This is a genomic window from Knoellia terrae, from assembly GCF_048606435.1.
In the GTDB taxonomy this organism is placed as follows: Bacteria; Actinomycetota; Actinomycetes; order Actinomycetales; family Dermatophilaceae; genus Knoellia; species Knoellia terrae.
This window is the reverse complement of the sequence record NZ_JBMBWH010000010.1, coordinates 53133-79800: the sequence shown is the minus strand read 5'-3', so window position 1 is coordinate 79800 and position 26668 is coordinate 53133. Positions and strand designations below refer to the sequence as shown.

The following is a 26668-nucleotide window of genomic DNA, read 5'->3' as shown; positions in this document are numbered from 1 at the left end:
GCTCAGATCCGGCGCAGGACCGCGGTGACCTTGCCGAGGACCGTGGCGTGGTCACCGTCGATCGGGTCGAACGCCGGGTTGTGCGGCAGCAGCCACACCTTGCCGTCCTTGCGCTTGAACGTCTTGACCGTCGCCTCGTTGTCGAGCATCGCGGCGACGATGTCCCCGTTGTCGGCGGTGGGCTGCTGGCGGACGACGACCCAGTCGCCGTCGCAGATGGCCGCGTCGATCATCGAGTCGCCGACGACCTTGAGCAGGAAGAGCGAGCCCTCGCCGACGATCTGCTTGGGCAGCGGGAAGACCTCCTCGACCGACTCCTCGGCGAGGATCGGCACACCGGCCGCGATCGACCCGAGCACCGGGACGTAACTCGCCTCCGGCCGGAGGTCGCCACTGCCGGTCGGGTCGAGCTCGGCGTCGACGTCGTCGGGCGCGGCCCCACCGCGGTAGCCGCGGATGTCGCTCGGGGTGTCGGGGGAGACGACCTCGATGGCGCGAGGCCGGTTCGGGTCCCGGCGCAGGTAGCCCTTCTTCTCGAGGGCGTGCAGCTGGTGCGACACCGAGCTGGGCGACGTCAGGCCCACGGCTTGGCCGATCTCGCGCATGCTCGGCGGGTACCCGCGGCGGTCGACGGAGTTGCGGATGACGTCGAGAACCTTGCGCTGACGCACCGTGAGCGTGCCGTCACCCGGGTCACGGTCCGGCAGCTGGTGGACGTCGGCGTCGGCGTCCTGGCGGCTCTTGTCGCTCATCTCGTCTCCTCTGAAACCAGTGGTGTCAGTGGGGCCTGATTGGCTTCCTGACATGACCACAGCGTACGGAGTTCGTGCAGGCGGATCAAACACCTGTTCGACGCGTGTCTTGAATCGTTCGAACATCCGTGCTAGACATCGTACAGACGTTCTATCGAACGTCCTTTCGACCCAGGAGGACTTCATGAGTGCAGCAGCTGCCCTCGACGGCACCACGGGCGGGTATGCCGTCCCGCGTCCGGTGCGTCGCCCGGAGCGTCCGCGCCTCGTCCTCGTGCCCACCGGTGCGGCCGTCCCGGTGGCGCCGCGTCCGGCCCTCCGCCTCACCCGCACCGGCCGCCTCGCGCTCACGAGCTCGGTCCTGCTCGTCGCGCTGGTCGTAGCGTTCGTCGGCCTGACCGGTGGAGCGTCAGCGACCTTGGGCCCCGAGCGCGTCACGGTCGAGCAGGGTCAGACCCTGTCCCAGATCGCGGCCGAGTACATGGGTGGCTCGTCGATCGCCTCTGCCGTCGCCGAGCTCCGGCTGGTCAACGGTCTCGGCTCCGCCCAGGTCCGCGCCGGCCAGCAGATCGTCATTCCGCAGGGCTGATGCCCGCGCGATGACGACCGCACGCTCCGAGCCGCTTCGACCCCGGCTCGGTCCTGAGTCCATGGCAGAGCCTCGACCCCTCGCCGACTCAGCACGGAGGGCGCCCCGCCTTTGTTGTGCGGGGCGCCCTTTGGCGTGCCCGGGGGTCTCCACCACCGCCGGCACTCGAGGCTCAGCCGAAGACGAGCTCGAGCGTGCGCTCGTGGAATGACGCGAGGAGCTCGGCCGCCTCCGCGATCCCGTCACGTTCTGCCGGGGTGAGGTCGACGTCTGGCCGCACCGTCACGATGGCCCGTCGCTGCTCGAGCTTGCGGTTGAACGTGCCGACGTCGTGGGCTCCGACGACGACGATGCCGCCGCCGGCCTCGGAGACCAGACGCGTCCGGTCCGCCTGCTGGTTGCGGCGCAGGAACCCGGTCCTCGGATAGGTCAACGCCGCCTCGTCGAAGGTCGACAGTAGGTATGCCGTGTGCTCCCGCGTCGTGCGCGACGTCACCGAGGGGTCGAACCACAACGTCTCGTCCTGGCAGCTGACCTGCTCGAGGGGGTGTGACGCGAGCAGGGAGGGCGAGGTCGTCAGCTCCGCTGTGGCGGAACGGATCTCGCTGAGCGTCAGCCCGCTCCACCGCTGCAGGTCGCGCTCGGAGGCAGGGCCGTGACCGGCGTAGAAGCGGTGGGTCAGCTCGACCGCCGCTCGTGCGCGGGACCAGGAGTCGGACGCGGCGGGAGCCACGAGCCCGTCCACGAGGGCGTAGGTGTGCTCGGCGCCCCGAGGAGGTCCCGAGCAGATGACCGATCGCACCTCCGCCACGATGAGCTGGTGCGCCATCGCCTCCCCGGGCCCGGGCAGCCCGGCCGCGGCGAACGCGGGCCCGAGCTCCCGGCGGGTCATGGAGCGGCCGTCGACCAGCAGCGTGCGCAGCAGCTCGATGCCCCGCTCCCTGACCTCGGGAGTGACTCCGAGCTGGCGCTGTCGCGAGGCGGCCGATGCCTCCACCTTGGCGCCCGTGAGTGACTGGATCCAGCGCAGGTCCTCGGGTGCGACGTGGTGCCAGGTGGGTCGCAGGATGTGCGTGCGCACCCAGCCGCCGGCCGACTGCGCGTCCAGCACACCGGCATACGACGTCGTCCTGGAACGCATCGCGAGCGAATGAGCCGCGAGCGGTGCGTCCTGACTCTGGACGCAGGTGAGGAGCCGGACCGCGTCGGCGGCGTGGGGGAGCGGAGCGGACGAGAGGCGTTGGACGGCGAGCCGTCGTCGGACCACCCAGTCGCGGGACACGGTTCGGGTCATCCGGCGGTCCCCGGGTTCTTCCGCAGGCTCACCGAGCGCCACCTCGCGACCGAGGCGGCCGTGCTGAAGGCGCGCAGCGCGCAGGGTTCATGACGCCAGCGTCCGTCGCATCGTGAGGCGCGGCATCCTGCTCGCCGTCGCGTCGGTCGTGCCGACCACCTCGAACCCGGAGCGTTCGAACATCGCCCTCGTCCCGACGAACGCCATGGTGAGGTCCATCCGGCCCGGAGGGTCGACGGGGTGCGACTCGACCGCGGGTGCCCCGTGCGCCGCGGCGTGGTTGACCGCTCCGTCGATGAGGTGCCGCGTCACCCCACGCCTGCGGTAGCCACTGCGGACGACGATGCAGACGATGCTCCACACCGGTAGGTCGTCGGTGGGCCGGATGAGCTTCGAGCGGTGGAGCCGGGGGATCTCGGAGCGCGGGCCGATGTTGCACCAGCCCACCGGCGTGCCGTCCAGGTAGGTGACGACGCCGGGCGGGTGCTCCCGCTCGCAGAGGGCGCGCATCGCCAGCTCGCGCTGGTGCGGGCCGTCGCCGCCGAGCTCGGTGATCTCGGCCGTGGTGAGACGGTGCGACAGGCACCAGCAGTGGGTGGCGCGACGGTTGCGGTTGACGACGTCGGCGAAGTCCTCGAAGCGGTCGGGGGTGACCGGGTGCGTCTCCCACACGGGCTCGGTGGTCATGGACCCATGGTGGCGCCGACGGCCGACAGCGCGCGCAGCACATCGCTGCGTGCGTGAGTCACGAGGCCGTCGTCGGCAGTGAGCACGATCTCGCTGACGAAGCTGAGCCGCTGCGAACAGGCTTCAACACCGTCGTGGGCGAGCCGCCGTCGTCCGAAGCGGCTCGCGAACCGCTGTGGTGCTCGTGGCCCTGATCGATCCGGCTCGCGAGCCCCAGCAAGGTTCGCGAACCCGATCGGGTCGGGCGGGAACACGTTTGCTGCGCGTGCAGTTGTGTAATCATGTAAGCAGTGCAACGCGAGGAGGCAGGTTCACCATGAGGGCCCACGACACAGACAGCACCACCAGCCCCAGGGCGGAGCGCCAGGACCGGCGCGGCACGCCGCGACGAGGACCGGGCGGTCACGGCAGAGGCGGGCGCGGCATGGGCCGGCCCGGCGGCTGGCAGCAGGCCGACGTCCCCCGCGCCGACGACGCGCGCGACTGGTTCACCGGGCGTCTGCCCGACGACTGGTTCACCGAGGTCGACATCCGCATCGACCGCGACGAGATCACCGTCATCGGCACTCTGCCCGACGAGACGCTCGAGGGTGCCGAGGCCGAGGGTCGCATCAGCCGCTGGCGCAGCGACACCAAGGACCGGCGCATCGAGATCGCCCGCGAGGCCGAGGCGCGCTACGAGCGCAAGGTGTCCTGGGGCGTGCGCCTCGGCAGCACCGAGGCGCTCTTCACCCACCTCGCCGCACCGGTCATGACGCGGTTGCGTCAGCCGGAGCGGCAGGTGCTCGACACCCTTGTCGACGCCGGTGTCGCCCGCTCCCGCAGCGACGCCCTTGCCTGGTCGGTCCGCCTCGTCGGCCAGCACGCCGACGAGTGGCTCGGCCAGCTCCGCGAGGCCATGAGCGAGGTCGACAAGCTCCGCTCCCAGGGCCCCGGTCTCTGACCGACCGCCCACCCGCGTATGCCGTCCGCTTCCCACGAGCGGACGGCATACGTCGGCCTGTCGGACCCTTCCCCGCCGCCTACTGCACAGGAAGGGGCGTGGTCACACGCCTTCCTGTGCAGTAGGTGCTGCGTCAGGGGCAGGTCCGGGGGACCGGACGGCCGGGCAGGACGATCGCGGCCTCGTCGGCGGTGAGGTTGCGGTTGGCCGCCGAGCACGCCGCCGCCACCCACTCCTCGCGGTCGACGCTGAGCCGCACCCGGCGGCTGGAGTCGTAGAGCACCTGGACGTGCTCGGCGTCGGGGAAGTGGACGAACCCCCACGCCTGCTCGTCGACCACCGGCTTGCCGTAGGGCCGCCACGTCGTCATGTCCCAGAGCGTGAGGTCACCGTCCGTACCCAGCGTGGCTAGCACGCTGCCGTCCGGGCTGACGGTCGCACCGATGACGAACCCGGCGGCGATGAGACGCTTGGGCGCTGCGGGCTTCAGGGTCTCGGCGTCGAGGAAGCGCACCCAGCCGGCGAAGTCGCCCGCGATGATCGTCTTGCCGTCCTTGCTCCACGTCACGGCGCCCACCTGGACCTTCTGCGTCGTGAGCTTCCCGAGTCGACGCACCTCACGCATCGTCGCGACGTCGACGAGCACGAGTGCGTCGACGCGCGCCACGGCGGCCAACCGCCCGTCGGGTGAGAGGGCGATCTGGGGCACCTGGTCGCCGTTCATCCGCTCCGGATCGAGGTCGCGCAGGTGCCCGGTGACGCGCCTCTCGCGGAGGTCGACGGACATGACACCGTGTGCGCCGTTGGCCACGGCGCGCTTCCCGTCGGACGACACGTCGACCGAGAACCCCGGCTCGGGCAGGGCGACGACGCCGACCTGCCGCCTCGATGCCACGTCCCAGAGGTGCAGCGCCCCCTTGTCCTCGACCAGGTCGAAGTCCTCGGTGAACCACATCGCCGACACCAGCGCCGTTCGGCCGTCGGGCGCCATCGCCACAGTCGTCACCTGGCACTCGCACGTCTCGGCGTCGGGCAGGGGAAGGTCGGCGACCTTCTTCCCCGAGGAGAGGTCGACGAGCTCGGCCGTGTTGGGTCTGTCGTCGTAGAAGTGGACCGAGGCGCCGACCTCCCCCGTCACGGGCGCCTCGCCGGCGTAGACCCTGGCCTCGATCGGCCCGTCGCTGATGATGGTCCTCGTCCCGGAGAGGTCGAACCCGACTGCCGTGCCGTCGCGGCCCGCCGTCCACAGGAGGTCCTCCTCGCGGCCGGCGAACGCGACACCGAGCACGGTGCCCTTGTGCCCCTCGAGCCGGTGCAGCTGGTCCATCGTCGCGGTGTCGTACACGTTGACGGCCTCGTCACTGCTCACGGCCAGCGTCGTGCCGTCGCGGCTCCACCGCCCGGAGCGGGGGTCCCCGTCGAGCGGAACCGCGGACCCGGCGGGCTTGAGGGTCGCCGTGTCGAGAAGCGTCACGGTGTCGCCGGAGGCGCTCCGCCTGACAACCGCTGCCCGGTCGCCCTCGGGGGAGGCGGCGAGGATCTCGCCGGTGACCCGCGCAGGAGCGCGCACACCGCGCGTGTCGATGACGACGCTGCCCGAGTCCGGCTCGAACCCGGCACCGCGGCTGGCTCGGCCGTCGGGCCAGATGACGAGGTTCTCCATCGCCGCCTTGCTGTATGCCGGCCACGCCACCGAGCCGCGGACCGTCCCGGTCGCAGGGTCGACGGCATACAGCCGTGTGTCGGTCTGGACGTGGAAGGTTCCCGAGCCGTCGAAGCCGCCCCAGTGCAGGTACGGCGCGCCTTTGGCTGCGGGGTCGGCGGGAAGGGCGGCGGACGAGAGCTCCCAGACCACCGAGCCGTCGCGCGCGTCGAAGCGGGTGAGGACGGAGGTGGGCTCGCGACCGAGCGTGCCCAGGATGCCGAAGCCGTCGGGCGTGACGCTGAGGTTGGCGATCTGTCCGCCTTCGGGGGTGTCGACCAACCACTTCGTATCGCCGGTCTCGGCGTCGATCGCCCACAGCCGTCCCTCGTTCTCGCTCACGTAGACCGTGCTGCCATCGGGACTGACCGCGTTGCGCAGGAAGCGGTTCGGCGTGCGGACGCGGTGCACGACGGACGGCTGGCGCGCCAGCAGCGTGAGCAGCCCGCCGTAGGTCTCGGGGCTCTGCTCGAGCTTCGTCGCCTCGATGGCGGTGAGCAGGGCGGTGTCGGGGTAGTCCATGTTGAGCGACGTCGCCGCGAGCCGGCGGGCGTCGGCGCTCACCGCGTTGGCGGCGGCCTCCTGGCGCGACCGCCACGCGAGCAGGCCGGCGACGAGCGCTGCCACGAGCACGGCCGCGATGGCCATGACGAGCCACCGCAGGCGCCGGTTCTGCCGAGCCGTCGAGGCTGCCCGCTCCTCGACCTCGCGCCGAGAACGTTCCGTGGCCTCCTGGCTCGCGTCGAGGAAGTCCCGCTCGACGCTCGTGAGCTCCTCGGGGCGTGCCTGGGCGACCTCCAGCCCCGAGGCCAGCCGCGTGCCCGACCAGAGGCCGGTGGGCTCCCGGCCCTCTGCGTGCCACTCGCCTGCGGCCACCGCCAGCCGGCGCTGGACCGCCCGGCCGGCGGCGTCCTCGACGAGCCACCCGCGCAGCCGCGGCCACTCACGGAAGAGCGCCTCGTGGGCGACCTCGACGTGACCACCGGTCACCGTGAGGAGCCGGGCTGCGGCGAGGGTGTCGAGCGCTGCCCGGATTCCCCTGTCAGGCAGAGCATCCAGCTCTTCCAGCGGCACGCGCCGCCGCGTGACCCCCGCGCCGTCGCCCGGCCCGGTGAGGCGCAGGAGCAGCGACCGGGCGCTCTGCTGCTGTCCGGACGTCAGGTCGTCGAAGCACTCCTCCGCCAGCGTCGCGATCGCGCCGCTCAGCCCGCCGGTGCGCACGTATGCCGCGTACGTCAGGTTCGCCCCGTCCCGCTGCTCCCACAGCTGGGTCAGCGACGTCGACAGCAGCGGGAGCAGGCCGGGCTCCGCGCCGGCGTCGGAGACGATGGTGTCGGCCAGCCCTTCGTCGAGGCCCAGGCCGGCCGCCGCGGCGGGACGGTCGATCGTGCGCCGGACCTCGGCCGGGGTCGGGGCACCGACGAGCACGGTGGCATCACCCACGAGGGCCGCCAGGCCGGAGTGCTCGGCGAGCTCCCCGGTCCGGTCGGCGCGGAGCGCGACGACGACCGTGACGTCCGACCGCGCGTCGGTCGCCAGCTCCGCGAGCGTGTCGAGGAACTGTCGCCGCTCGTGCTCGTCGTCGCACAGCGTCCACACCTCCTCGAGCTGGTCGACGACGAGCACGGTGCGCGTGTCCGCCGAGTCGTCCGCGGTGACGAGCTGGGAGAGGAGGTCGCCGACGTCGGCATGGCTGCGTCCGAGCGCAGCTCTGGCCAGCTCACGCAGCGGGTGCGGACCGGGTCGCATGACGACGACCGACCAGGCCGCGCTGCCGGGCAGGACATCGGCGGCGAGGGAGGCGACGAGTCCGGCTCGCAGTGCGGACGACTTGCCCGACCCGGACGCCCCGACGACGGCGATCGCCCGAGAGGACGCGACGCGGGCGACGAGCTCGGCCACGAGACGTTCGCGGCCGGCATACCACCGCGCGTCCTCCACGTCGTAGGCCGCGAGACCACGCCACGGGCACACCCCCGGGTCGGCAACCGTCGAGGGCAGCGCTGCATCGCGCAGGTCGACCACGCTGTCGACCAGGTCGGCCCGAGCGCTCGCGAAGGAGATCCCGCTCTCGTCGGTGCGCCGGGCGGCGGCACCGACGCGCTGGGTCGCGTGGGCCCGCGCGTGGACGGTGGCCGCCTCATGGACCGCGCCGGGCCACCCGTGCGACCGGGCGAGCACCGGCTCCAGCGCCGCGTCGACGGCATCGGCGGGAAGGTAGTCGGCGAGCACCTCGCGGACGTGCGCCGCGCCGAGGGGGAGCAGGTCGACCACCTCGTCGACGCCCTCGGTGGACGCGTGCGGGCCGCCGAGGCGCAGCGTCATGGTGGCCGGCCGTCCGCCCTCGACGTGGTCGGCGACGAGGAGGAGCGGGCGGCCCGGCGCGACGAGCGCCTCGTCGGCGGGGGAGTCGGCGGCCTCATAGCGGACCTCGGCACCGCTGCGCGCGACCTCGGCAGCGAGGTTCGCCGCCAGCGCCGTGGCGCCGGCACCGACCGGTCCGCGCACGAGCAGGGTCGTCGCGGGGGAGCGCAGCGCCTGCTGCCATGCCTGGCGCAGCCGGTCGAGCTCGGTGTCGCGGCCGACGGTGCGCGGCCGGGCGCCGGACAGCTCCGCTGGCAGGGCGAGGCGAGGAGTGGTCGGCCGCAGTGCCGGGTCGTGGGCGAGCACTCGGCTGTGCAGCGCTTTGAGGCCGGCTCCCGGGTCGACGCCCAGCTCGTCCGCGAGCGTGGTGCGCGCGCGCTCGAACGTCGTCAGCGCCTCGCCCTGCCGCCCGTCGCGGTAGAGCGCGAGCATGAGCATCTCCCACGCCCGCTCCCGCAACGGGTGCGCACCGACGAGCTGCTCGAGCTCGGGGATGGCGAGGGCGAGGTGCCCCAGGGCGACCTCGGCGCTGAGCCGGTCCTCGGTGGCGGCCAGTCGCAGCTCCTCGAGCCGCCGCGCCTCCGCCTGCGCGAACCGGGCGTGGCCGAACCCGGCGTATGCCGGTCCGCGCCACATCGACAGCGCCTCGCCGAGCGTGGTGCTCGCGCTCTCCGGTCGCCCGTCCGCCAGGGCTCGGCGACCGACGGTGACGAGGCGGGTGAACCGCTCGGCGTCGACGGTGCCGAGGTCGAGCGCGAGACGGTAGCCCGGGCCCTCGGTGAGGAGCACCTGGGGGGTGCCCTGCCGCTCTGGCTCGAGGGCGTTGCGGACCCGCAGCACGAACGTCTGGAGCGACTTGCCGGCGCTGGCCGGCGGCTCGTCCTGCCACAGCGAGTCGATGAGGTCGCTGCTCGGGACCAGCCGACCGCCCGCGCTGACGAGGTGGGCGAGAAGGGTGCGCTCCTTGACCCCACGGATCTCGATCGGTCCGTGACCGTTGCTCACGCGCAGCGGGCCGAGGACGCTGTAGTCCACGTGCTGACGATAAGGGGACACGGTTCCGCCTGTCCTCGAATTGGTGAGTCGCGGACCTATGCCGTGAAGGCGTCGCAGAGGTCGGCGAAGGTCTCGTCGTCGGGACCGCTCCGGAAGGTGACCGTCTCGGACTCACCGTCGACGACCAGGACCGAACGGCCGGAGGCGAGCGTCACCGTCCCAGCACCGGGGACACGCCGGTTGACGACGCCGTGGACCGCGACGGTGAAGGTGTCCTCGTCGGTGTAGGTGATGAGCTCCGGGCCACGGGACGTGCCCTGGATCGTCACCCCGTTGGCGGTGATGTCGCTGCGGAAACGGTAGTTGCGAATCTCCCGCGTGGGGTTTCCCTCCTCGTCGGTCCACATGACCACGGTGAAGGTGCCGTGGACGTGCAGGCTCACGGGGAAGCCGCAGGCCTCGGTCATCCCGCCGTGGACCGGGAGGGTGAACTCGACGGACTCGACGGTGTGGGTCGGGCCGGCCGCGTGAGCCGGCGTCGCGGCGATGACGGCGCCGGCGGCGAGAGCGGTGGCAGCGAGGGCGCGAAGCGGTGTGCGAACGAACATGTCGGTCTCCTGTGGCTGGGTCTGTCGGGCTGGTGAGAAGGACCCTGTCGACCCCCGGTCGCGATCGGGTCGCGGTCCGATCGATGCCCTGCGCCGCGCAGCCATGGGGCGACACGCCGAGACACGCAGGACACGTCCGCAGGGCTTGCGGCGCACGTCACAGCAGCGCATACTGGCTACTACATCTAGTGGTTACACCGATGTAGTTCATCCACATATGGTTCACAGGCGCAACGGGGTTACCCACACGTTGTCCCCAGCCCGTCCCCAGCGCCGTCCCCAAGCAGGCGCTGTCAGGCCCCCGGAAGGAGCCGGTCCGTGCACTGCCCGTTCTGCCGCCACACCGACTCCCGGGTCATGGACTCGCGGGCCACCGACGACGGCTCCAGCATCCGGCGCCGCCGTCAGTGCCCCGCGTGCGGCAAGCGCTTCACGACGCTCGAGTCCGCAGCCCTGTCCGTGGTCAAGCGCTCCGGGGTGACCGAGCCGTTCAGCCGGGCCAAGGTGCTCGTCGGTGTCCGCAAGGCCTGCCAGGGCCGACCGGTCACCGAGGACCAGCTGGCCCTGCTCGCGCACCAGGTCGAGGAGTCGATCCGGACCGCGGGCCAGGCCGAGATCGACGCCCACGAGGTCGGCCTCGCCGTCCTCGAGCCGTTGCGGGCGCTCGACGAGGTCGCCTACCTCCGGTTCGCGAGCGTCTACCAGGCGTTCGACAGCCTCGAGGACTTCGAGCAGGCGATCACCCTGCTTCGCGTCGAGCGTGAGGCCATGACGGATGACAGCGAAGAACGCCTGTCAACGCCGGCCGGCCCGCCGGGTGAGAGCACCTCCGGTCCGCGCTGACCGGCATACGAAAAGCAGAAGCAGCACCACCAGATCGGCACGGCACCACTGTCAGTGGTGCGCGATAGACATGGCATCAGATCATCGCCCGGCGCAGCCCGGGCAGGGAGAGGGAGCAGCAATGACGGAGACCGCCGGCGCACGTGCAGGGGCCCGCAAGAACCCGACCAAGGGAGCGGGTGTGAAGGTCGAGCGGATCTTCACCACGCCCGGCGTCCACCCGTACGACGAGGTGACCTGGGAGAAGCGCGACGTCGTCCAGCAGAACTGGAAGACCGGCGAGACGATCTTCGAGCAGCGCGGCGTCGAGTTCCCCGACTTCTGGAGCGTCAACGCCTCCACGATCGTCACGACCAAGTACTTCCGGGGCGCCGTCGGCACCGAGGCGCGCGAGACCGGGCTCAAGCAGCTCATCGACCGCGTCGTCCTCACCTACGTCAAGGCGGGCAAGGAGCACGGGTACTTCGGCTCCGACGCCGACGCCGAGCTCTTCGAGCACGAGCTGACCTACGCCCTGCTGCACCAGGTCTTCAGCTTCAACTCCCCGGTCTGGTTCAACGTCGGCACCAAGAGCCCCCAGCAGGTCTCGGCCTGCTTCATCCTCTCGGTCGACGACTCGATGGACTCCATCCTCAACTGGTACAAGGAGGAGGGCTTCATCTTCAAAGGCGGTTCGGGCGCGGGTCTCAACCTGTCGCGCATCCGCTCCTCCAAGGAGCTCCTCTCCTCCGGCGGCACGGCCTCGGGCCCGGTGTCGTTCATGCGTGGCGCCGACGCGTCCGCGGGCACCATCAAGTCCGGTGGCGCGACCCGCCGCGCGGCCAAGATGGTCGTCCTCGACGTGGACCACCCCGACATCGTCGAGTTCGTCGAGACCAAGGCGCGCGAGGAGGACAAGATCCGCGCGCTGCGCGACGCCGGCTTCGACATGGATCTCGGCGGCAAGGACATCGTGAGTGTCCAGTACCAGAACGCCAACAACTCGGTCCGCGTCAACGACGAGTTCATGCGTGCGGTCGAGGAGGGCACCGAGTTCGGCCTGAAGTCGCGTGGCGACGGCTCGGTCATCGAGACCATCGACGCCCGCGAGCTCATGGGCAAGATCGCCAAGGCCGCGTGGGAGTGCGCCGACCCGGGCATCCAGTACGACGACACGATCAACGACTGGCACACCAACCCGGAGACGGGCCGGATCACCGCGTCCAACCCCTGCTCCGAGTACATGTCGCTCGACAACTCCTCGTGCAACCTGGCCTCGCTCAACCTGCTGAAGTTCCTGCGCGACGACGACACCTTCGACGTCGAGACCTTCCAGAAGGTCACCGAGCTCGTCATCACGGCGATGGACATCTCGATCTGCTTCGCGGACTTCCCGACCGAGCCGATCGGCAAGACCACGCGTGACTACCGCCAGCTCGGCATCGGCTACGCCAACCTCGGCGCGCTGCTCATGGCGACCGGCCACGGCTACGACTCCGACGGTGGCCGTGCGCTCGCCGCGTCGATCACGTCGCTGCTCACCGGAGCCGCGTACAAGCGCTCCGCCGAGATCGCCGGCGTCGTCGGTGCGTATGCCGGGTACGCCCGCAACGCGGACGCCCACAAGCGGGTCATGCGCAAGCACGCCGCGGCGAACGACACCATCCGCACGATGCACACGATGGACAAGGACATCCACCGCGCTGCCACCAAGGCGTGGGACGCCGTTGTCAAGGTGGGGGAGAAGAACGGCTACCGCAACGCCCAGGCGTCGGTGCTCGCCCCGACCGGGACCATCGGCTTCATGATGGACTGCGACACCACCGGCATCGAGCCGGACTTCTCGCTGGTGAAGTTCAAGAAGCTCGTCGGTGGCGGCTCGATGCAGATCGTCAACCTCACCATCCCGCGGGCCCTGCGCAAGCTCGGCTACACCGAGGAGACGGTCGAGGCGATCGTCGAGTACATCGCCGACAAGGGTCACGTCATCGACGCGCCCGGCCTCAAGACTGAGCACTACGAGATCTTCGACACCGCGATGGGTGCACGCTCCATCTCCCCGATGGGCCACGTGCGGATGATGGCGGCGACGCAGCCGTTCCTCTCCGGTGCCATCTCCAAGACGGTCAACCTGCCCGAGGACGCCACGGTCGAGCAGATCGAGGACGTCTACGTCCAGGGCTGGAAGATGGGCCTCAAGGCGCTCGCGGTCTACCGCGACAACTGCAAGGTCGGCCAGCCGCTCTCCGACGGCGGCTCCACCGCCAAGGACGCGGCCGCGGACAAGGCTGCCGGTGTCGCTGCGGCGGCCGCCGGTCCGGCCCAGGTCGTCGAGAAGGTCGTCTACCGCCCGACGCGTGAGCGTCTGCCGAAGCGTCGCTCCTCGCAGACGACGTCGTTCGCGATCGGTGGCGCCGAGGGTTACCTCACGGCCGGCACCTACGAGGACGGTCGCCTCGGCGAGGTCTTCCTCAAGTTCGGCAAGCAGGGCTCGACCCTCGCCGGTGTCATGGACGCCTTCTCGATCGCGGTCTCCGTCGGCCTCCAGTACGGCGTGCCGCTCGAGACGTTCGTCGAGAAGTACTCCAACATGCGCTTCGAACCGGCCGGCATGACCGACGACCCGGACATCCGCATGGGCCAGTCGCTCGTCGACTACGTGTTCCGTCGCCTCGCGCTGGACCACCTGGACTTCGAGACCCGCTCGTTCATGGGCATCCACACCGCGGAGGAGCGTCAGCGCCAGCTCGAGACCGGCTCGTACGCCCCGTCGACGGTCGAGTCCGACGACACCGAGGCGCTCGAGGACGAGATCGAGTCGTTCTCCCAGGGTGTCGGTGCGAGCTCGCCGAAGAAGACGGCGGAGGCTGCTCCGAAGACGGCGGGCGAGTCCCCGGCGGTCAACGGCGTGGAGCACGCCAGCGAGGTCACCTCAGGTGCCGGTGCAGCCTCGGCCCGCGTCATCTCGGGTGACGTGCACTCTTCGGCCGAGCTGCTCGAGAAGTTCCAGGGTGTGTCCGCGGATGCGCCGATGTGCATGACCTGCGGCACGAAGATGCGCCCGGCCGGGTCCTGCTACGTCTGCGAAGGCTGCGGAAGCACCAGCGGCTGCAGCTGATCCCGGAGGAGGCGGCGCGCCTAGCCTCCCTCGACTGATCATCGGGGGAGGCTAGGTCAGTAAAGCGAGCGGTTGGTTTAGTGGAGTACGGGTTGTCAGAGGTCGCACATACGTTCGAGGTGGAGGTGAGCAGAGATGACGTCCATCTATCTGGATTACAATGCGACAACGCCCCTGGATGACCGTGTGTTGATTGAGATGCTTCCGTGGTTAACGAGCCAGTTCTGGAACGCAGCCTCTTCACATGCGGCCGGTGAAGTTGCCCGAGGCGCAGTAGAAGCGGCTCGACGACAGGTAGCGACCCTCATCGGTGCGCGGCCCCGCGAGGTCGTGTTCACCTCCGGCTCAACAGAGGCGAACAACCTGGCGCTTAAGGGGGTAAGCGGTGCCCGACCTGCGGGCCGGGACACGTTGCTAGTTTCGTCCATAGAGCACAAGGCAGTCCTCGACGCGGCTGGATGGCTTGAGGAGCAGGGCCTCAACGTCCAGTTGATCCCAGTTCGCAAGGACGGGGAAATCGACGTCGAAGAACTTGGCCAATTGATGGGCGAGCACGTGCTTCTGGCCTCGGTGATGTTGGCCAACAATGAGACGGGGGTTTTGCAGCCCCTTCAGCGCGTGTCGAGTCTTGCCAGCAGGCACGGCGTACTCGTCCACACCGACGCCACGCAGGCGGTAGGCAAGCTTCCCGTGGACGTCGAGTCTCTAGGCGTGGATCTACTGTCGCTATCAGCTCACAAGTTCTACGGGCCGAAAGGGGTCGGCGCTCTCTATATCCGGCGCGGCGTGCAGCTCGAGGCTCAGCAGCATGGGGGCGGGCACGAAAGCGGAGTTCGGAGCGGGACGCTAAACGTTCCAGGCATCGTGGGTCTCGGTGCCGCAGCGGAAATGCTGACAGACGAGGTGGTGCGTGAGAGCGCTCTGAGCGAATCGACGCTCGTAGAAAAACTCACTGCCGGGCTTGTCTCTGCCATCCCTGGGGCCAGTCCTGTCGGATCGGCGAGAAGGTTGCCCAATACCGTGTGCCTCCACTTTCCTGGAGCCGACGCGGAGGCCGTCATGGCCAACATGCCTGACGTTTGGGTGTCAACTGGGTCGGCTTGCACTGCACGCGTTCCCGAGCCATCGCATGTCCTGATCGCGATGGGATTGTCCAGGCAACAGGCTTACGAGTGCATCCGCTACAGCGTCGGCCGATCGACGACCTCAGAAGAGATCAGAACTGCTGTTGAGCGGTCGGCTGTAGCCGTTGAGCGCGTACGAATGCTGACTGAGTCGGATACCAATTTGGACATTGAAAGGATTCCCACGTGAGGCTCGATGAGGCCTGCTCGCCGGTGTTCGCGCGTCATGAGACCTTCGCGCCACGCTACGGCTGGCTGAAGAAGGCCGTCGATGCGGCATCGCAGGAGGATGATGTCTTCAACCGCGAGGAAGCCGTCGTTGACCTCGGAGTTGGCAAGAACATGGTGCGATCGATTCGTCACTGGGGCCATGCGTTCAAATTGCTTGAGATGGAACTTGTAGCGAAGAGCCGCCGACCGCGTTCGCGACCCTCCTCCATTGGAAGCGACTTCTTCGCTGATGATGGAATCGATCCATATTGTGAGCTGCCGGGGACGCTTTGGCTGCTCCAATGGTGGTTGCTGGCGCCAATTTCGGTCTCGCCCGTGTGGTGGCTGTCTTTCAACGAGTTCACCGGTATAGAGTTCACGGAGGAAGAACTGCAACAGTTTGTGCTAGACCGCACAGGCGAGTGGGCAGACCCGCATCCATCGTCGGTGAAGAAGGACGTAAGCGCCTTGCTGCGGATGTATTCCTCGGGGGAGGGCGTCCGGGCCACGTTCGACGATCGCATCGACTGCCCCTTCAGAGATCTTGGCCTCCTGCAGCCAAGCGCGACCGTCCCTGGAGGATACCGATTCCTTCTCGGTGCGAAGGCGACGTTGCCGAGCCTTATCTTCACTGCATGCGTCCTAGACTTCGCAGTCCGTACGGGCGATGACACCAGAACCATTAACCTTAGCCGTGCGACCTCAGAGGTCGGCTCACCAGGGCGTGTGTTCAAATTGTCTGATGGGGCAGCGCTCGACCTCTTGGAGGACGCAGTGACGCGCACTGACCACGTGCGCCTTACTTCGGCAGCCGGAGTGCCACAATTGACGCTTTCGACTTCGCCGGCGATCGCGCTTCGAGGCGTCCTCTCGGATCACTATCGCGTATTCGGACGAAGGATAATGCCCGGAGAACTGGTGCCGGCCGTGGGGAGTGTGGCGTGACAAGGCTCATTGAGCTCCGTCGTCCGAAGAGTCGATTCGCACGCTCCATCAACGTCGAACGTGACACCGGCTCCTCAGCGGTGGAAGGATATCTTCCGGTCGGCCGCGCAATTGAGGCATTGGATCGCCTAGGCCGTGCGCTGCTTAGCGATTCTGCAGAGGTCGCCCTGTCAATCACTGGACCCTATGGGTCTGGCAAGTCCTCACTCGCCCTGATCATTGACGGCCTCTTTGCACCTGCTGACGACCCAGCACGCGCGTCTGCCGAGACTATGCTCCGCGACGCCGCTCCCGAGACTATGGTGCTCCTCCAGCAGGCTATGGAGCGGTCCGAGGCCAGGAAGTCGGGCTTCATCCGCGCCGTAGTCACGGCTCAGAGGGAGCCGGTGGCCCAGACGGTCGTACGAGCGCTCCTACACGGTGCCCAACGCTTCACACCAGCGCCAGCGAAGCGTCAGGCCCTCCGTCGTTGCATCAAGACCCTCATTGATTTTGACCACGCGATCCGTTCTTCCAGTGAACGAGTGGAGAGCCGTGCCATTCGAAACTTGATTTTGCAGTTGGACGAAATCGGCCCAGTCCTACTCGTGATCGATGAGTTCGGGAAAAATCTCGAGGCGTTTGCCGAGCGACCCGGCGAGGGCGACCTATTCCTGTTGCAGGAACTTGCCGAATGGACTCGGCGCGGATCCGGCGCTCGATTGGCCCTCGTAACGTTGCAGCACATGGCCTTTGGAGACTATGCCGACGGGGCGAGCGCTATGCAGCGCCGCGAATGGGTGAAGGTCCAAGGGCGGTTCGAAGACATCCCGTTCGTCGATACCGCGGTGCAGACCATTTCCTTGGTGGCAGCCTCATTCGAAGATATGAGAAGCCCTCAATCTGCTCGGATTGAGGAGTGGGCAAAGCGTCAAGTCGCTGAATTACGCTCTCTGGGACTGACCGAACTTGCGATACGCACAGAACTGATTGCTTCGTGTTGGCCCCTGCATCCGCTGACCCTGGCCGTCCTACCGGAACTCTGTCAGCGATATGGCCAGAACGAACGCACCATGTTCTCGTTCCTAGCCGGCACGGAACCCAGGAGCGTTCACTCCTTCTTGCGTGATATGGAACTCCCTGACACTGGGCTTCCAACGGTAGATCTGGATATGATGTATGACTATTTCTTGGAGTCCGCATCCAACATGGTCAGCGTCTCCGCGGACGCCTCGCGCTGGATGGAGATTGACACACGGATTCGTGATGCGCACGGGTTGGATACCGCTGCGAGGCGGGTGCTCAAGAGCGTTGGGCTTCTCAATCTCATTTCGGCAGGGGGCAGTGTCCGTGCCAGCCGTGAAATGGTCGGTTACGCCGCGTCGAATGGGCTTCCCGGGACCCGCGGTCCAGCAGAGGTCGAGGCTCGCCTTCAGCAGTTGGAGGCGGCTGGGCTCGTCACGTACAGGGAATTCGCAGACGAGTTCAGAGTGTGGCAGGGCAGCGACTTCGACCTGAAGTCAGCAATCGCTGTGGCGAAGAGGCGACTGAGGGATGAGCCGCCGAGAGTGATCTTGCAGAGGGTCCTGCCGCTGGGGCCGCTTGTTGCCGCGCGGCACTCGCATGTCACTGGAACGCTTCGAGCGTTCGAACGTGGATGGACCGATAGCAGCGTGTCAGTGATCACACCGCTTTCACAGCGTGATCGTGGTGATGGGCTGTTGCTGTACGTACTCGCTGGCACGCAGCCGACACGGGCCGTAACGTGCGTAAACAACGACAAGCCAGTGGTCTTCGCTACCACCAGCAACCCCGCGCCACTCGTGGATGCAGCCCGAGAACTCGCAGCGATAGATGAGGTCATCGCAAGCGACGATGAGGTTCGGTCCGATTGGGTAGCCCGGAAGGAACTTGCTGAGCGGCGCGTGGCGGCTGCCGTTGCGATGGACGCGGAGTTTGAGACCGCCTTCGGCGCAGCCTCCCTCACATCCCGCTGGCACTGGGTGAAGCGTGACCATTGGGGCAAGGCCGGGCAAGTCTGGCGGAAGACGAGCAGGCAAAGTCCGTCCGCCGTCCTGTCAGTTGTCGCTGACTCCCACTACCCGGATGCGCCCGTGGTGCGCAACGATCTGATCAACCGGCATGAGCTCTCCTCGCAGGCCGCTAAGGCAAGGCGAGAAGTCATGGAGGTCATGGGAGCGAATGAGCAGGTCCCTGGCCTTGGTATTACCGGGTTTGGGCCGGACCGAACGCTGTACCTCTCAGTTCTGCGGTCTTTGGGCCTGCATGGAACCCGTGAGGATGGAAATTCTGCCTTCCTCGAACCCGCCCACGACTCAAGTGTTCGTCCCGTCGTGGCGGCAATCATTGGTCAAATTCGCACCTCATCGCGCTCACGGCTCAACGTGTCTGACCTGTATGCGGATCTTTCCCTTCCGCCGTATGGCCTGCGTGCTGGGCTCGCGCCAATTGTTTTTGTCGCGGTCATGCGGCAACACAAGGATGAGTTCGCACTCTACGAACACGGCACGTTCCGTCCCACGTTTTCGGGCGATGTGGCCGAGAGGCTGCTCAGGAATCCAGGCAACTTTGAGGTCAAGAGCTTTGCAAGCGGGTCAGGAGTGCGGCGCCAAGTGGTCGAGAGCCTCGCCGCGACCCTGATGAACGCGAGGGCTGGCTCCCAACCAACAGTAGTGAACGTGGTTGGGTCCCTCGTGGCGCGCTTCAACATGCTCCCCGCGTACGCGAAGAAGACGGCGACGGTCTCGAATGAGGCAAAGGCGCTACGGGTTGCCCTCGTCGACGCGACAGAACCCGATCTCCTGGTCTTCGACCGTATCCCGGCAGCCGTGGGCTTCGCGCCGATCCCTGCCGGGTCGGTTCACAGCAAGACCGACGCCAATCGACTCGCCGCTGCTGTCCTGGGTGCAGTGACGGAGTTGTCTGACGCCTACCCTGCCCTTGTCGAAGAGATCCGCAAAAGGCTATGCACAGAGTTGCGAGTCTCTGGCGACGACTACCGCGCGTCCCTTCAGCGGAGGGCTGCCGAGATCGCGGACAAGGTCATTGACCCGCGTGTGAAGTCCCTGGTCGCCGCGATCAGGGCCGGTATTCCCCAGGAGGAAGGGTGGCTGGAGTACGTTGGCATGCAGGTGACGGGGGTGCCGCCACAAGCGTGGGCAGACGAGGACTGCCGCCGGTTCCGCAGCATCATGGCTGAAGCCGGGGGCACCTTCAGGCGGATCGAAGCTCTTAACGCCGATATGCGTAGTCAAGAGGGCGAGTTTGACGCCGTTCGGTTCCACGTGAACTGGTCGCATGGGCATGAGACGGTCAAGCTGGTTGTCTGGGATGAGCGTACGAAGGAGGGGACGGCCTCAGTGGTGACTCAAGCATTAGATGCCCTTACTGCGGCGGCCGGAAACAGGGAGACCGCTGCTGATTGGCTTATGGCAGCGTTGGCAGACCATGAGTGGAAACGGGTCGCTCAACCTGACGCGACCGGAAATCACCCCAATGCTTCAAACGAGGAATCGGCATGACTGCATCAGTCCGGCATGTTTGCGGAATCTCTGGCGGTAAGGACTCATCCGCTCTAGCTATCCATCTCCGGGACCGCGTCCCCGACATGGAGTACTTCTTTTGCGACACTGGCGCGGAGTTGCCAGAAACCTATGATTACCTCAATAAACTTGAAGTGGTCCTCGGCAAGCCCATCGCGCGCCTGAACTCAGATCGTGGCTTTGACCATTGGTTTGAGGTCTTTCGCGGAACCCTGCCGTCGCCTCAAATGAGATGGTGCACGCGGCAGGTCAAGATCAAGCCTCTTGAGGACTGGCTCGGGGACGATCCGGCCATAAGTTACGTGGCCATTCGGTCCGATGAAAGCAACCGGAAGGGCTATGTGTCCACAAAGCCGAATATTGAAGCGGTCTTTCCCTTTATCGAAGAGGGCGTGGACCATGAAGGTGTCCTGAAAATTCTTGATGAGGCGGGGGTTGGGCTGCCGGCGTACTACGAGTGGCGCACTCGATCGGGCTGCTACTTCTGCTTCTTCCAGAGGAAGGCCGAGTGGGTCGGCCTTGCCGACCGCCACCCCGACCTGTTCGAGCGTGCGAAGGCAATCGAGCGAAAGGTTCTCACTGACGCAGGCGCTTCAGGCGACGCCAACTACCAGGGCGTCGCCATGAAGGGCCGTGACTACACCTGGTCCGCGGGGGAGACCCTCGACGAGCTGCTCGCGCGCCGTGACGAGATCATGGACAAGCATGAAGTTGCCATGGAACGTTCCCGCCGAAACCGACGCAACCTTCCCCTGATCGAGGTACTCTCGAACGCGCTAGACGAGGATGACGATACCGAGGCGTGCACTGTGTGCGCACTTTGACACCAAAGGGGGACGCGCATTGACAGCCGGGGTACCAGGTCCATTCGCTCAGGTCTCTACTCGTATCGCAAATGTGGACCTACGGGAGTATCTGTCGTCAGAGCCGGAGGTCTTAGGCGCCCTCCGGGTCATCAATACGGGCCCAGGCTTGGGAGATTGGCGAGTCGACCTATCATCGGTCGGCGGTGGACTAACCGAACTTACAATTTTCGCCCCAAAGGCGGGCGCATTGCCAGATGACTCTCTCCTTATTTCTGGGTGCATCCCCGAACTCTTCGCTTGTGAGTATTTTGAAGTATCACGAGGGGGGAGACGTTGGCGCACTGAGTCACTCCCAGAATGGTTGGCGGCGCCGACGACAGCCACCCTCAAGCTTCAAACGCTGTCGCCCTTGAATAGAGCCACGCACTTCGTCAAGCTCATTGGCGCGCATCCGCACGGCATTCCACCGGAATTCACCAACAGTAGAGCTATATGCGAGTTCCTCAGACATCGCACATGGCTCGGGTCTGAAGACTATCGAGATTCCTCCCTGGCCGTTTCCTTCTCCGTCCTCACAAAGGAGTGGCAGATCTCGGCCCGTAGCTTGCATGAGGATGAAGAAAGACCTGAACTCGTGTGGGACGGGTCCGCCAACGGGCACCACGTCCGCCTTTGGACTGCAAAGGGAAACCAGCGCAACATCAGGCATTCGGTTTTCGGTGGGATCCAGGTGCCCTTCCAAACGAGGACGGCGATAGCTGCTAGCCTCACGAAGGCGGGTCTGGCGTCGTTCACGTTTGAACTCATCGATCGGCACCAAGTCGACTGGGGTGTACTGGGCACAACTACGATGCCGCCCAAGCAGGCGTCCAAGCTCGAGGGAAGCTTGGACGCTTTGCTGGAATCTGACGAGGTTCAAGCATGCGCGGAGCGTCGTCGAGTCTCGCGCCGAATCGAGGCTATGAAGCGGCTCAACGAGCGAATGGACGCAGCAAGGAATGCCAAGTCAGTCTTCTTGAATGACGTCTTCATAGGACTTGAGCCGAAGAGTGAAGCAGGCGCCATTGCGCTCTTCCATAAGCTTGAGGGCATGAATGCATTGCCATTCGAGTACTGTTCCCGAGCATGGGCTGGCGCAGAGGGAATCGACGAACTCGCCGACTTTCAGTTGGACAACCTATCCTTGAAGCAGACTGACGTTCCTGTAGAATTCGAGTTTGACCTGCACAACTTTTTCCTGCACGACCATCCTCTTGAACAGGTGAAACTCATAATCTGCTGGACTTCCTCATGGAAGCGGGAAGAGCTTGCTTCAACGGAGAAACCTTGGCTTTTTACCCTGCAGAGAGATGGCCACAAGATCCCCGTGGTTACTATCAGTTCCCTTCCAGGCATTTCATTGAGTTCAGGAGTAGTCAAATGAGCAAAACGGTCATAGAGAAGGTCGTTCGTCGCTTCATTGAAGACGAGCACGGGAATCGGAGGGACTACTACGTAGGAGCCCTACGCAATGATCATGCGAAGATGATAACGTTTGTGCCTGTTGCAGAGAACAGCACGCGCACTTTCCTGGAGGAAAATACTGCAGACGGGTATCAGCGGCCCGGGAGCGCAGCACGTATGAGCCTATTCGCGAAGTATGCAGAGGAGCACCCCCTCGCCGTCGTCCCGCCGGTGGTTCTAAGCGGCCGCGGGCGCTGGAGCTTTGTGAGCGAAAAGAACTCCGACTTCGGCCGGTTGGAAGTTGAGGAGCCGGCCGCGATAATTGATGGACAACATCGCATGGGGGGCTATGTAAAGCTTTGGGACAAGTCTAAGATGAGACGCGAAGTCGACTTTGTACTGCTTCCGAACTTGGTTCTTGAAGAAGAGAAGCAGGAGTTCCTCGCAATCAACAACACTCAGAAGGGGGTGGAGCGGTCGCTGACGACCCTCCTCCTCGAGAGTGATGAGGCTCTTGTTGGCGTAGAAATGGACGAGCGTGAGGATTCCCCCTTCAAGGGCAGAATTCAGCAAGTCAAGAAGCAACGACAGCATATTTTTAGCCTTGCAGCCGTGGCAAAAAACGTGGGGCGTACCTTCAGTCACGGAGGCTTCGACGACACGCCAGTGGATGTCAAGGCAGACATCATGATTAAGTATTGGGAACTCATCGGCGAGGCTTTTCCTGAGGAATGGGACGACCTGTCCAAGCCCACCCCAAAGCTTTTCCAGTTCAAGTTACTTGAAACAACCGGGCTTATAGCGTGGAGTTATGCGGCAACCGACGTTCTCGCACCCTCCTATGACCCGTCGATGCAGTCAGTGAACTGGGGCAGCGTCAGGGCGAGATTGCAGACGGTGGCAGATAGAGATTTCGACTGGAGTAAGAGCGGTGAATTCTCCAACGCTACTGGAGAGGTCGGTGGAAAACTGATTCATAAAGCTATTCAGAAGGCCCTTGTGAATTCCAAGGACTAGCGGTGTTGGTGCTGGTCCGTCTTTCCCGGGGTGCGCCGCTAACGGTCTTCCACTCCGCAAGAAGCCCATGTGGTTTAGTTTCAGGGAAGCGGAGCCATAAGGGGAACTATGTTAAGACGCGCGCCTCCTCAGCAGCCTCCCTCGGGCTGCGGCCCTGCAGACGCTGCAATTGGCCAGACGATGACGAGGAATTTGGGGCCTAACGGTGGGGAGTTCAAGTGCAGGTTGAGTTGTGGTGTACGACGCGGTTCTTGAAGTCGATGTATCGAAGTCAGAAACTTACCGCCATGAGTCGACAAGCGCTGAGAGATGTCTTGGCGCGTTTCGAATCATTGACTTTTCCCATGTATGGCTATGATCGTCATGCTGGCCTGAAGAAGTTTCCCGTGTATGAGATCAAGATATCGGGCGGCGATCGTATGCTGGTGCATTGGGATACGAAGAAGCTGGTCCTGCTGGATACGGGCGGCCACGAGACAGTTCCACGTTACGACGCTGCGAAACTTCGATTCGACCTCGAATACTGCTCGCCTGCGCCCCCTGATTTGCTGCAGCGACCGCTGTTCCAAACTCGAGCAAGGGGCGAATTGTATGCCGCGCCTAACGGGCATTTCCCGGGCGAGAATGAGGGCCTGTGGGCGGTGCACCTGGACGATGAGCAAGGCGCTCTTTTCGATTGTGCATATGACGCTTTGCGCGGTGAGGAGCCATCCGTCCACGTTTTTGCAGGAGGGCCCGGAACCGGAAAGACTGCAATACTCGCTTCGCTCTTGAGCGCTGCCTTGGATCTTGGCAACGAGGTGAGACTCTCGGCAATGGCGGGTGTAGTTGACTACCTCGAGTTCTCCACCGATCTCCCAGTTGCCGACCACCTCGGTACTGCTTGGGACAGTGTTGATGTGCTGTTGCTGGATGACCCAAATAGCCTATACGAAGTTCAGCAGGCGTCGCGAAGTGTCTTGTCTGGAAGGGTGCGATTTTTGGCAATCGGCGTCGATCCGATGCAACTAAACGACAGTGTCACTGATAGTGAGTGGGAATCCTGGGCGGCAGGCTGTCACGCGCAGGTGGGATGGTTGCGCGACTGCTATAGGCAGAAAGAAGAGATCGCTGATCTTGTCCTTCCAGTGATCAGGGCGGCAGCTCTCAGCGGCCCTTCGAGTGCGCAGGGTGAAAACCTTGACTACGCTGCCTCACGGAGACGCCTTCTAGATCGATCGGGAAACCTGCGGTTTGTGAATCCTAATGGGTATGTCCGCGTCTACCGGGAGCCATCGATAGATGATGTGCGAGGCGAACTGGCACGCCTCAGGATAGGGGAGAGCAGTTTATGGAAACACTGGCCAGCTCTGCTCTTGGTCTCTGATAATGAGAGCGACGCGTCGCTGATAGAGGAAGTGCGATCGCAGTCAGATTGGTTGTTCATAGAAACGATTAGCCTTGAGGAAGCGCTTCGTGTCAAGGGGGTCGAGTTTCAGCATGGCTTTGTATTCATGTCCCAGCTTCGGTTCCAAGACCTGCAATCTGGTGTAGCAGGTGATGGTGAGCGAGCCGTTGCAGATCTGAGGCTGAGTAGGATCCCGTTGACAAGGGCTCGAGATTCGCTTGTATTCTTTGTATATTGAGGCATGGCAGCGAGTAGTGTCGTTCTCGTTTGATGCCAAGATGCTCATCTCTGACGCGTTTGGAAGCTGCTCGTCCAGAACGTCGCATTGTGTAGGCTAGGGCCTCGAGCCCTCGCCATAATTCTTCTCGAGGGCGAACGACATTTCCACATTCCACTCCCGCTATGCGACGAAACCGGCCGGGCCGCATGGGCCGCACACGGGAACAACAGACTCGATGCGCAAGCGATGAACGCGTGTGACCTCGTCGATCTTCGACAACTCGGGTGACTGCCGATATCGCGGCCCGTTACATTCGTAGGAGGGCGATGAGGGACTGGGCCTCCTCGTCGCACGCGGCGCAGCCGACGAGGTGGCGGTCCATGGCTGCGTCGTGGTGGTCCGGGTCTGCCACCACGGCCTCGACGTGTGTGTCCATCCGGTCGAAGCACTCGTCGCACGACAGGTACGGCGTCGTGTCGACGAGCAGCGCTGCCACCGCGGCGGCAGGAAGGTTCGAGTTCGGGGGAGTGGGCGGGGGAGTCATGACGATCCTGCCGATGCAGTGGGAATGTCGGACTCCGCGTCGCCACGCGCAGCCAGCTCCGGCAGGTATCCCCGCCGGGTGAGGTCCGCGCGCAGCCGCTGCCGGACGTCGTGGACGGTCTTGTAGAGCGCGTTCCGGTTCGAGCCGAGACGCTCGGCGAGCACGTCGATCGGCACACCGTCGACGAGCAGGGCGATCGCCACCCGCCGCTGGTGCGGCGTGAGGCAGGTGTGCATCGCCTCGGCCAGGGCACGCGCGAGGTCGGCGCCCTCGGCCTGCCGCTCCGGTCCGTCGGAAGCGTCGTCGGGAACGCGCCCGAGGTCGAGGTCGCGCAGCTCCACTTCGCGGTGCTGCCACTGCAGCCGCCGCACGTCGGTCGCCGCCTCGAGGATGGCGAACTTGAACGCCCACGTCGTGAACCGACTGCGCCCCTCGAAGGTGTGCAGCTTGCGCAGCAGCGCCGTCATCGCCTCGTCGGCCGCCTGGTTGACGATGACGTCGACGGTGCCGGGAGAGGCGTCGGGCAGCGCCGAACGCATCCGCCAGACCTGGTGGGCCGCGGCCCGCAGCATGAGGGAGTGCAGCGCCCGCAGGGCCGCCTCCTGCTCGGCGCCCGAGGATGACAGCGCGGCGATCCAGTCCTCCGGAACGCCGTCGGCCGGTGCGTCGAGCGCCGACACCGTGGTCTCGGCCCGGAACCCCTCGCTCACCACGGTCCCGTTCCCTCGTCGATGGGGGCGAGGATTCGGGCGGCCAGGTCGGGCGGGCACCCCGCGTCGACGAGCGACAGCAGCTCGTGCAGGTCGGCCCGCGTCCGGGCGAGCGAGTCCGCCAAGGCCCACGGGAACCCGGCCTCGTACAACCGGGTCGCGCGCCAGGCGACTACGTCGACCGGGGTGCCGGCCGGCTGGTGCGCCTCCGGTGTCCGGGTCTGGTGGGTGGTCATGCCCTGTTCGCTGCACGGCAGGCCCTCGGTCTTACCGACGTCCTCGTGCCCGGTAAGACCCACGACCCACGACGCCACCAACACGATGTCAGCCTCCCACCCCGCTGTCGTCGTGTCAGGCAGCGCAGGCCGGAGGGCACCACACATAGGAGGTCATCATGGCCACGACCGAGACCCAGCGAGAGGCTGAGGCAGCGCAGCACAGCAACGGCGACCCGGCATACCAGGCATTCTTCGTCCTTCGGTCGGCGTTCGTCGTCGCACCGATCCTCTTCGGGCTCGACAAGTTCACGAACCTCATGACCGAGTGGGAGCGCTACCTCGCGCCGGTCCTGTCCGACCCGCTGCCCTTCTCGTCGCAGCAGCAGATGTATGCCGTCGGTGTCATCGAGGTCGTCGCCGGACTCGTCGTCCTGTTCCACCCGCGCCTCGGCGCCCTCGTCGTCGCGGCCTGGCTCGGCGGGATCATCGTCAACCTGCTACTCATCCCCGGCTTCTACGACGTGGCCCTGCGCGACGTCGGCCTCCTGCTCGCCGCCCTTGCGCTGCAACGGCTCTCGACCCGGTTCGACGCCCACGCCCTGCTCTGGCCGCTGCGCAAGAGCTGAC

At 65.8% G+C, this 26668-nt stretch carries 20 protein-coding genes; 12 read left to right on the top strand and 8 right to left on the bottom strand.

Annotated features, from left to right (window positions below):
• Positions 1 to 2: 2 nt before the first annotated feature.
• On the bottom strand, positions 3 to 752 hold the full coding sequence (lexA, locus tag ACOJV9_RS13845; RefSeq protein ID WP_420185804.1) for a transcriptional repressor LexA: 750 nt from the start codon (positions 750 to 752) through the stop codon (positions 3 to 5).
• Between the two features lie 184 nt (positions 753 to 936).
• On the opposite strand from lexA, the gene ACOJV9_RS13840 reads away from it, so the two are divergent.
• Positions 937 to 1341, top strand: coding sequence for a LysM peptidoglycan-binding domain-containing protein (locus tag ACOJV9_RS13840; RefSeq protein ID WP_420185803.1), 405 nt, complete (start codon positions 937 to 939; stop codon positions 1339 to 1341).
• A gap of 172 nt (positions 1342 to 1513) precedes the next feature.
• On the opposite strand, the gene ACOJV9_RS13835 is transcribed toward ACOJV9_RS13840, so the two are convergent.
• Complete coding sequence (locus tag ACOJV9_RS13835; protein WP_420185802.1) at positions 1514 to 2635, bottom strand: winged helix DNA-binding domain-containing protein; 1122 nt, start codon at positions 2633 to 2635, stop codon at positions 1514 to 1516.
• Positions 2636 to 2722: 87 nt separating this feature from the next.
• Positions 2723 to 3322, bottom strand: a complete 600-nt coding sequence (locus tag ACOJV9_RS13830) for a GNAT family N-acetyltransferase (protein WP_420185801.1) — start codon at positions 3320 to 3322, stop codon at positions 2723 to 2725.
• Between the two features lie 424 nt (positions 3323 to 3746).
• Here ACOJV9_RS13830 and ACOJV9_RS13825 point away from each other — a divergent pair, with 424 nt between their 5' ends.
• Entirely contained in the window at positions 3747 to 4265 is a 519-nt protein-coding gene (locus tag ACOJV9_RS13825; RefSeq protein ID WP_420185800.1) for a hypothetical protein, read from the top strand.
• A gap of 133 nt (positions 4266 to 4398) precedes the next feature.
• On the opposite strand, the gene ACOJV9_RS13820 is transcribed toward ACOJV9_RS13825, so the two are convergent.
• Complete coding sequence (locus ACOJV9_RS13820; protein WP_420185799.1) at positions 4399 to 9366, bottom strand: nSTAND1 domain-containing NTPase; 4968 nt, start codon at positions 9364 to 9366, stop codon at positions 4399 to 4401.
• Positions 9367 to 9422: 56 nt separating this feature from the next.
• The gene (locus ACOJV9_RS13815) at positions 9423 to 9935 is read right to left on the bottom strand and encodes a hypothetical protein (RefSeq protein WP_420185798.1); all 513 of its coding nucleotides are present in this window, start codon (positions 9933 to 9935) and stop codon (positions 9423 to 9425) included.
• Between the two features lie 318 nt (positions 9936 to 10253).
• Between ACOJV9_RS13815 and nrdR the strand changes: the two genes are divergently transcribed.
• The 9 genes from nrdR to ACOJV9_RS13770 all read left to right on the top strand — a co-directional run bounded on the left by nrdR (position 10254) and on the right by ACOJV9_RS13770 (position 24587).
• Positions 10254 to 10778, top strand: a complete 525-nt coding sequence (gene nrdR / locus ACOJV9_RS13810) for a transcriptional regulator NrdR (protein ID WP_420185797.1) — start codon at positions 10254 to 10256, stop codon at positions 10776 to 10778.
• 121 nt (positions 10779 to 10899) lie between these two features.
• Positions 10900 to 13875: a vitamin B12-dependent ribonucleotide reductase gene (locus ACOJV9_RS13805; RefSeq protein ID WP_420185796.1), complete on the top strand. Its 2976-nt coding sequence runs from the start codon at positions 10900 to 10902 to the stop codon at positions 13873 to 13875.
• 135 nt (positions 13876 to 14010) lie between these two features.
• A complete protein-coding gene (locus ACOJV9_RS13800; protein ID WP_420185795.1) occupies positions 14011 to 15189 on the top strand; it encodes a cysteine desulfurase family protein in 1179 nt (392 codons plus the stop codon).
• Positions 15186 to 16154: a DUF4007 family protein gene (locus ACOJV9_RS13795; protein ID WP_420185794.1), complete on the top strand. Its 969-nt coding sequence runs from the start codon at positions 15186 to 15188 to the stop codon at positions 16152 to 16154. Before ACOJV9_RS13800 ends, ACOJV9_RS13795 begins: the two co-directional genes overlap by 4 nt.
• Entirely contained in the window at positions 16151 to 19675 is a 3525-nt protein-coding gene (locus tag ACOJV9_RS13790) for a hypothetical protein (protein WP_420185793.1), read from the top strand. The genes ACOJV9_RS13795 and ACOJV9_RS13790 overlap by 4 nt, the downstream gene beginning before the upstream one ends.
• Positions 19672 to 20520 (top strand): phosphoadenosine phosphosulfate reductase domain-containing protein, encoded by an 849-nt coding sequence (locus ACOJV9_RS13785; protein WP_420185792.1) that lies wholly within the window; start codon positions 19672 to 19674, stop codon positions 20518 to 20520. Before ACOJV9_RS13790 ends, ACOJV9_RS13785 begins: the two co-directional genes overlap by 4 nt.
• Positions 20521 to 20911: 391 nt before the next feature.
• Entirely contained in the window at positions 20912 to 21925 is a 1014-nt protein-coding gene (locus tag ACOJV9_RS13780; RefSeq protein ID WP_420185791.1) for a hypothetical protein, read from the top strand.
• Positions 21922 to 22962 (top strand): DGQHR domain-containing protein, encoded by a 1041-nt coding sequence (locus tag ACOJV9_RS13775; RefSeq protein ID WP_420185790.1) that lies wholly within the window; start codon positions 21922 to 21924, stop codon positions 22960 to 22962. Before ACOJV9_RS13780 ends, ACOJV9_RS13775 begins: the two co-directional genes overlap by 4 nt.
• 386 nt (positions 22963 to 23348) lie before the next feature.
• The gene (locus tag ACOJV9_RS13770) at positions 23349 to 24587 is read left to right on the top strand and encodes a DEAD/DEAH box helicase family protein (protein ID WP_420185789.1); all 1239 of its coding nucleotides are present in this window, start codon (positions 23349 to 23351) and stop codon (positions 24585 to 24587) included.
• A gap of 289 nt (positions 24588 to 24876) precedes the next feature.
• Here the strand turns inward: ACOJV9_RS13770 and ACOJV9_RS13765 are convergent, their stop codons facing one another.
• The 3 genes from ACOJV9_RS13765 to ACOJV9_RS13755 are packed head-to-tail and all read right to left on the bottom strand — an operon-like array spanning position 24877 to position 26059.
• Positions 24877 to 25113, bottom strand: a complete 237-nt coding sequence (locus ACOJV9_RS13765) for a hypothetical protein (protein WP_420185788.1) — start codon at positions 25111 to 25113, stop codon at positions 24877 to 24879.
• Entirely contained in the window at positions 25110 to 25823 is a 714-nt protein-coding gene (locus ACOJV9_RS13760) for an RNA polymerase sigma factor (RefSeq protein WP_420185787.1), read from the bottom strand. The genes ACOJV9_RS13765 and ACOJV9_RS13760 overlap by 4 nt, the downstream gene beginning before the upstream one ends.
• Positions 25820 to 26059, bottom strand: coding sequence for a hypothetical protein (locus ACOJV9_RS13755; RefSeq protein ID WP_420185786.1), 240 nt, complete (start codon positions 26057 to 26059; stop codon positions 25820 to 25822). Before ACOJV9_RS13755 ends, ACOJV9_RS13760 begins: the two co-directional genes overlap by 4 nt.
• Positions 26060 to 26217: 158 nt before the next feature.
• Here ACOJV9_RS13755 and ACOJV9_RS13750 point away from each other — a divergent pair, with 158 nt between their 5' ends.
• Positions 26218 to 26667, top strand: coding sequence for a hypothetical protein (locus tag ACOJV9_RS13750; RefSeq protein WP_420185785.1), 450 nt, complete (start codon positions 26218 to 26220; stop codon positions 26665 to 26667).
• Position 26668: the final 1 nt, after the last annotated feature.

Excerpts from the sequence above, each read along its gene's own strand:
- lexA (WP_420185804.1), bottom strand. The coding sequence starts at position 752 with ATGAGCGACAAGAGCCGCCAGGACGCCGACGCCGACGTCCACCAGCTG.
- ACOJV9_RS13840 (WP_420185803.1), top strand. The coding sequence starts at position 937 with ATGAGTGCAGCAGCTGCCCTCGACGGCACCACGGGCGGGTATGCCGTC.
- ACOJV9_RS13835 (WP_420185802.1), bottom strand. The coding sequence starts at position 2,635 with ATGACCCGAACCGTGTCCCGCGACTGGGTGGTCCGACGACGGCTCGCC.
- ACOJV9_RS13830 (WP_420185801.1), bottom strand. The coding sequence starts at position 3,322 with ATGACCACCGAGCCCGTGTGGGAGACGCACCCGGTCACCCCCGACCGC.
- ACOJV9_RS13825 (WP_420185800.1), top strand. The coding sequence starts at position 3,747 with ATGGGCCGGCCCGGCGGCTGGCAGCAGGCCGACGTCCCCCGCGCCGAC.
- ACOJV9_RS13815 (WP_420185798.1), bottom strand. The coding sequence starts at position 9,935 with ATGTTCGTTCGCACACCGCTTCGCGCCCTCGCTGCCACCGCTCTCGCC.
- ACOJV9_RS13805 (WP_420185796.1), top strand. The coding sequence starts at position 10,900 with ATGACGGAGACCGCCGGCGCACGTGCAGGGGCCCGCAAGAACCCGACC.
- ACOJV9_RS13800 (WP_420185795.1), top strand. The coding sequence starts at position 14,011 with ATGACGTCCATCTATCTGGATTACAATGCGACAACGCCCCTGGATGAC.
- ACOJV9_RS13785 (WP_420185792.1), top strand. The coding sequence starts at position 19,672 with ATGACTGCATCAGTCCGGCATGTTTGCGGAATCTCTGGCGGTAAGGAC.
- ACOJV9_RS13775 (WP_420185790.1), top strand. The coding sequence starts at position 21,922 with ATGAGCAAAACGGTCATAGAGAAGGTCGTTCGTCGCTTCATTGAAGAC.
- ACOJV9_RS13765 (WP_420185788.1), bottom strand. The coding sequence starts at position 25,113 with ATGACTCCCCCGCCCACTCCCCCGAACTCGAACCTTCCTGCCGCCGCG.
- ACOJV9_RS13755 (WP_420185786.1), bottom strand. The coding sequence starts at position 26,059 with ATGACCACCCACCAGACCCGGACACCGGAGGCGCACCAGCCGGCCGGC.
- ACOJV9_RS13750 (WP_420185785.1), top strand. The coding sequence starts at position 26,218 with ATGGCCACGACCGAGACCCAGCGAGAGGCTGAGGCAGCGCAGCACAGC.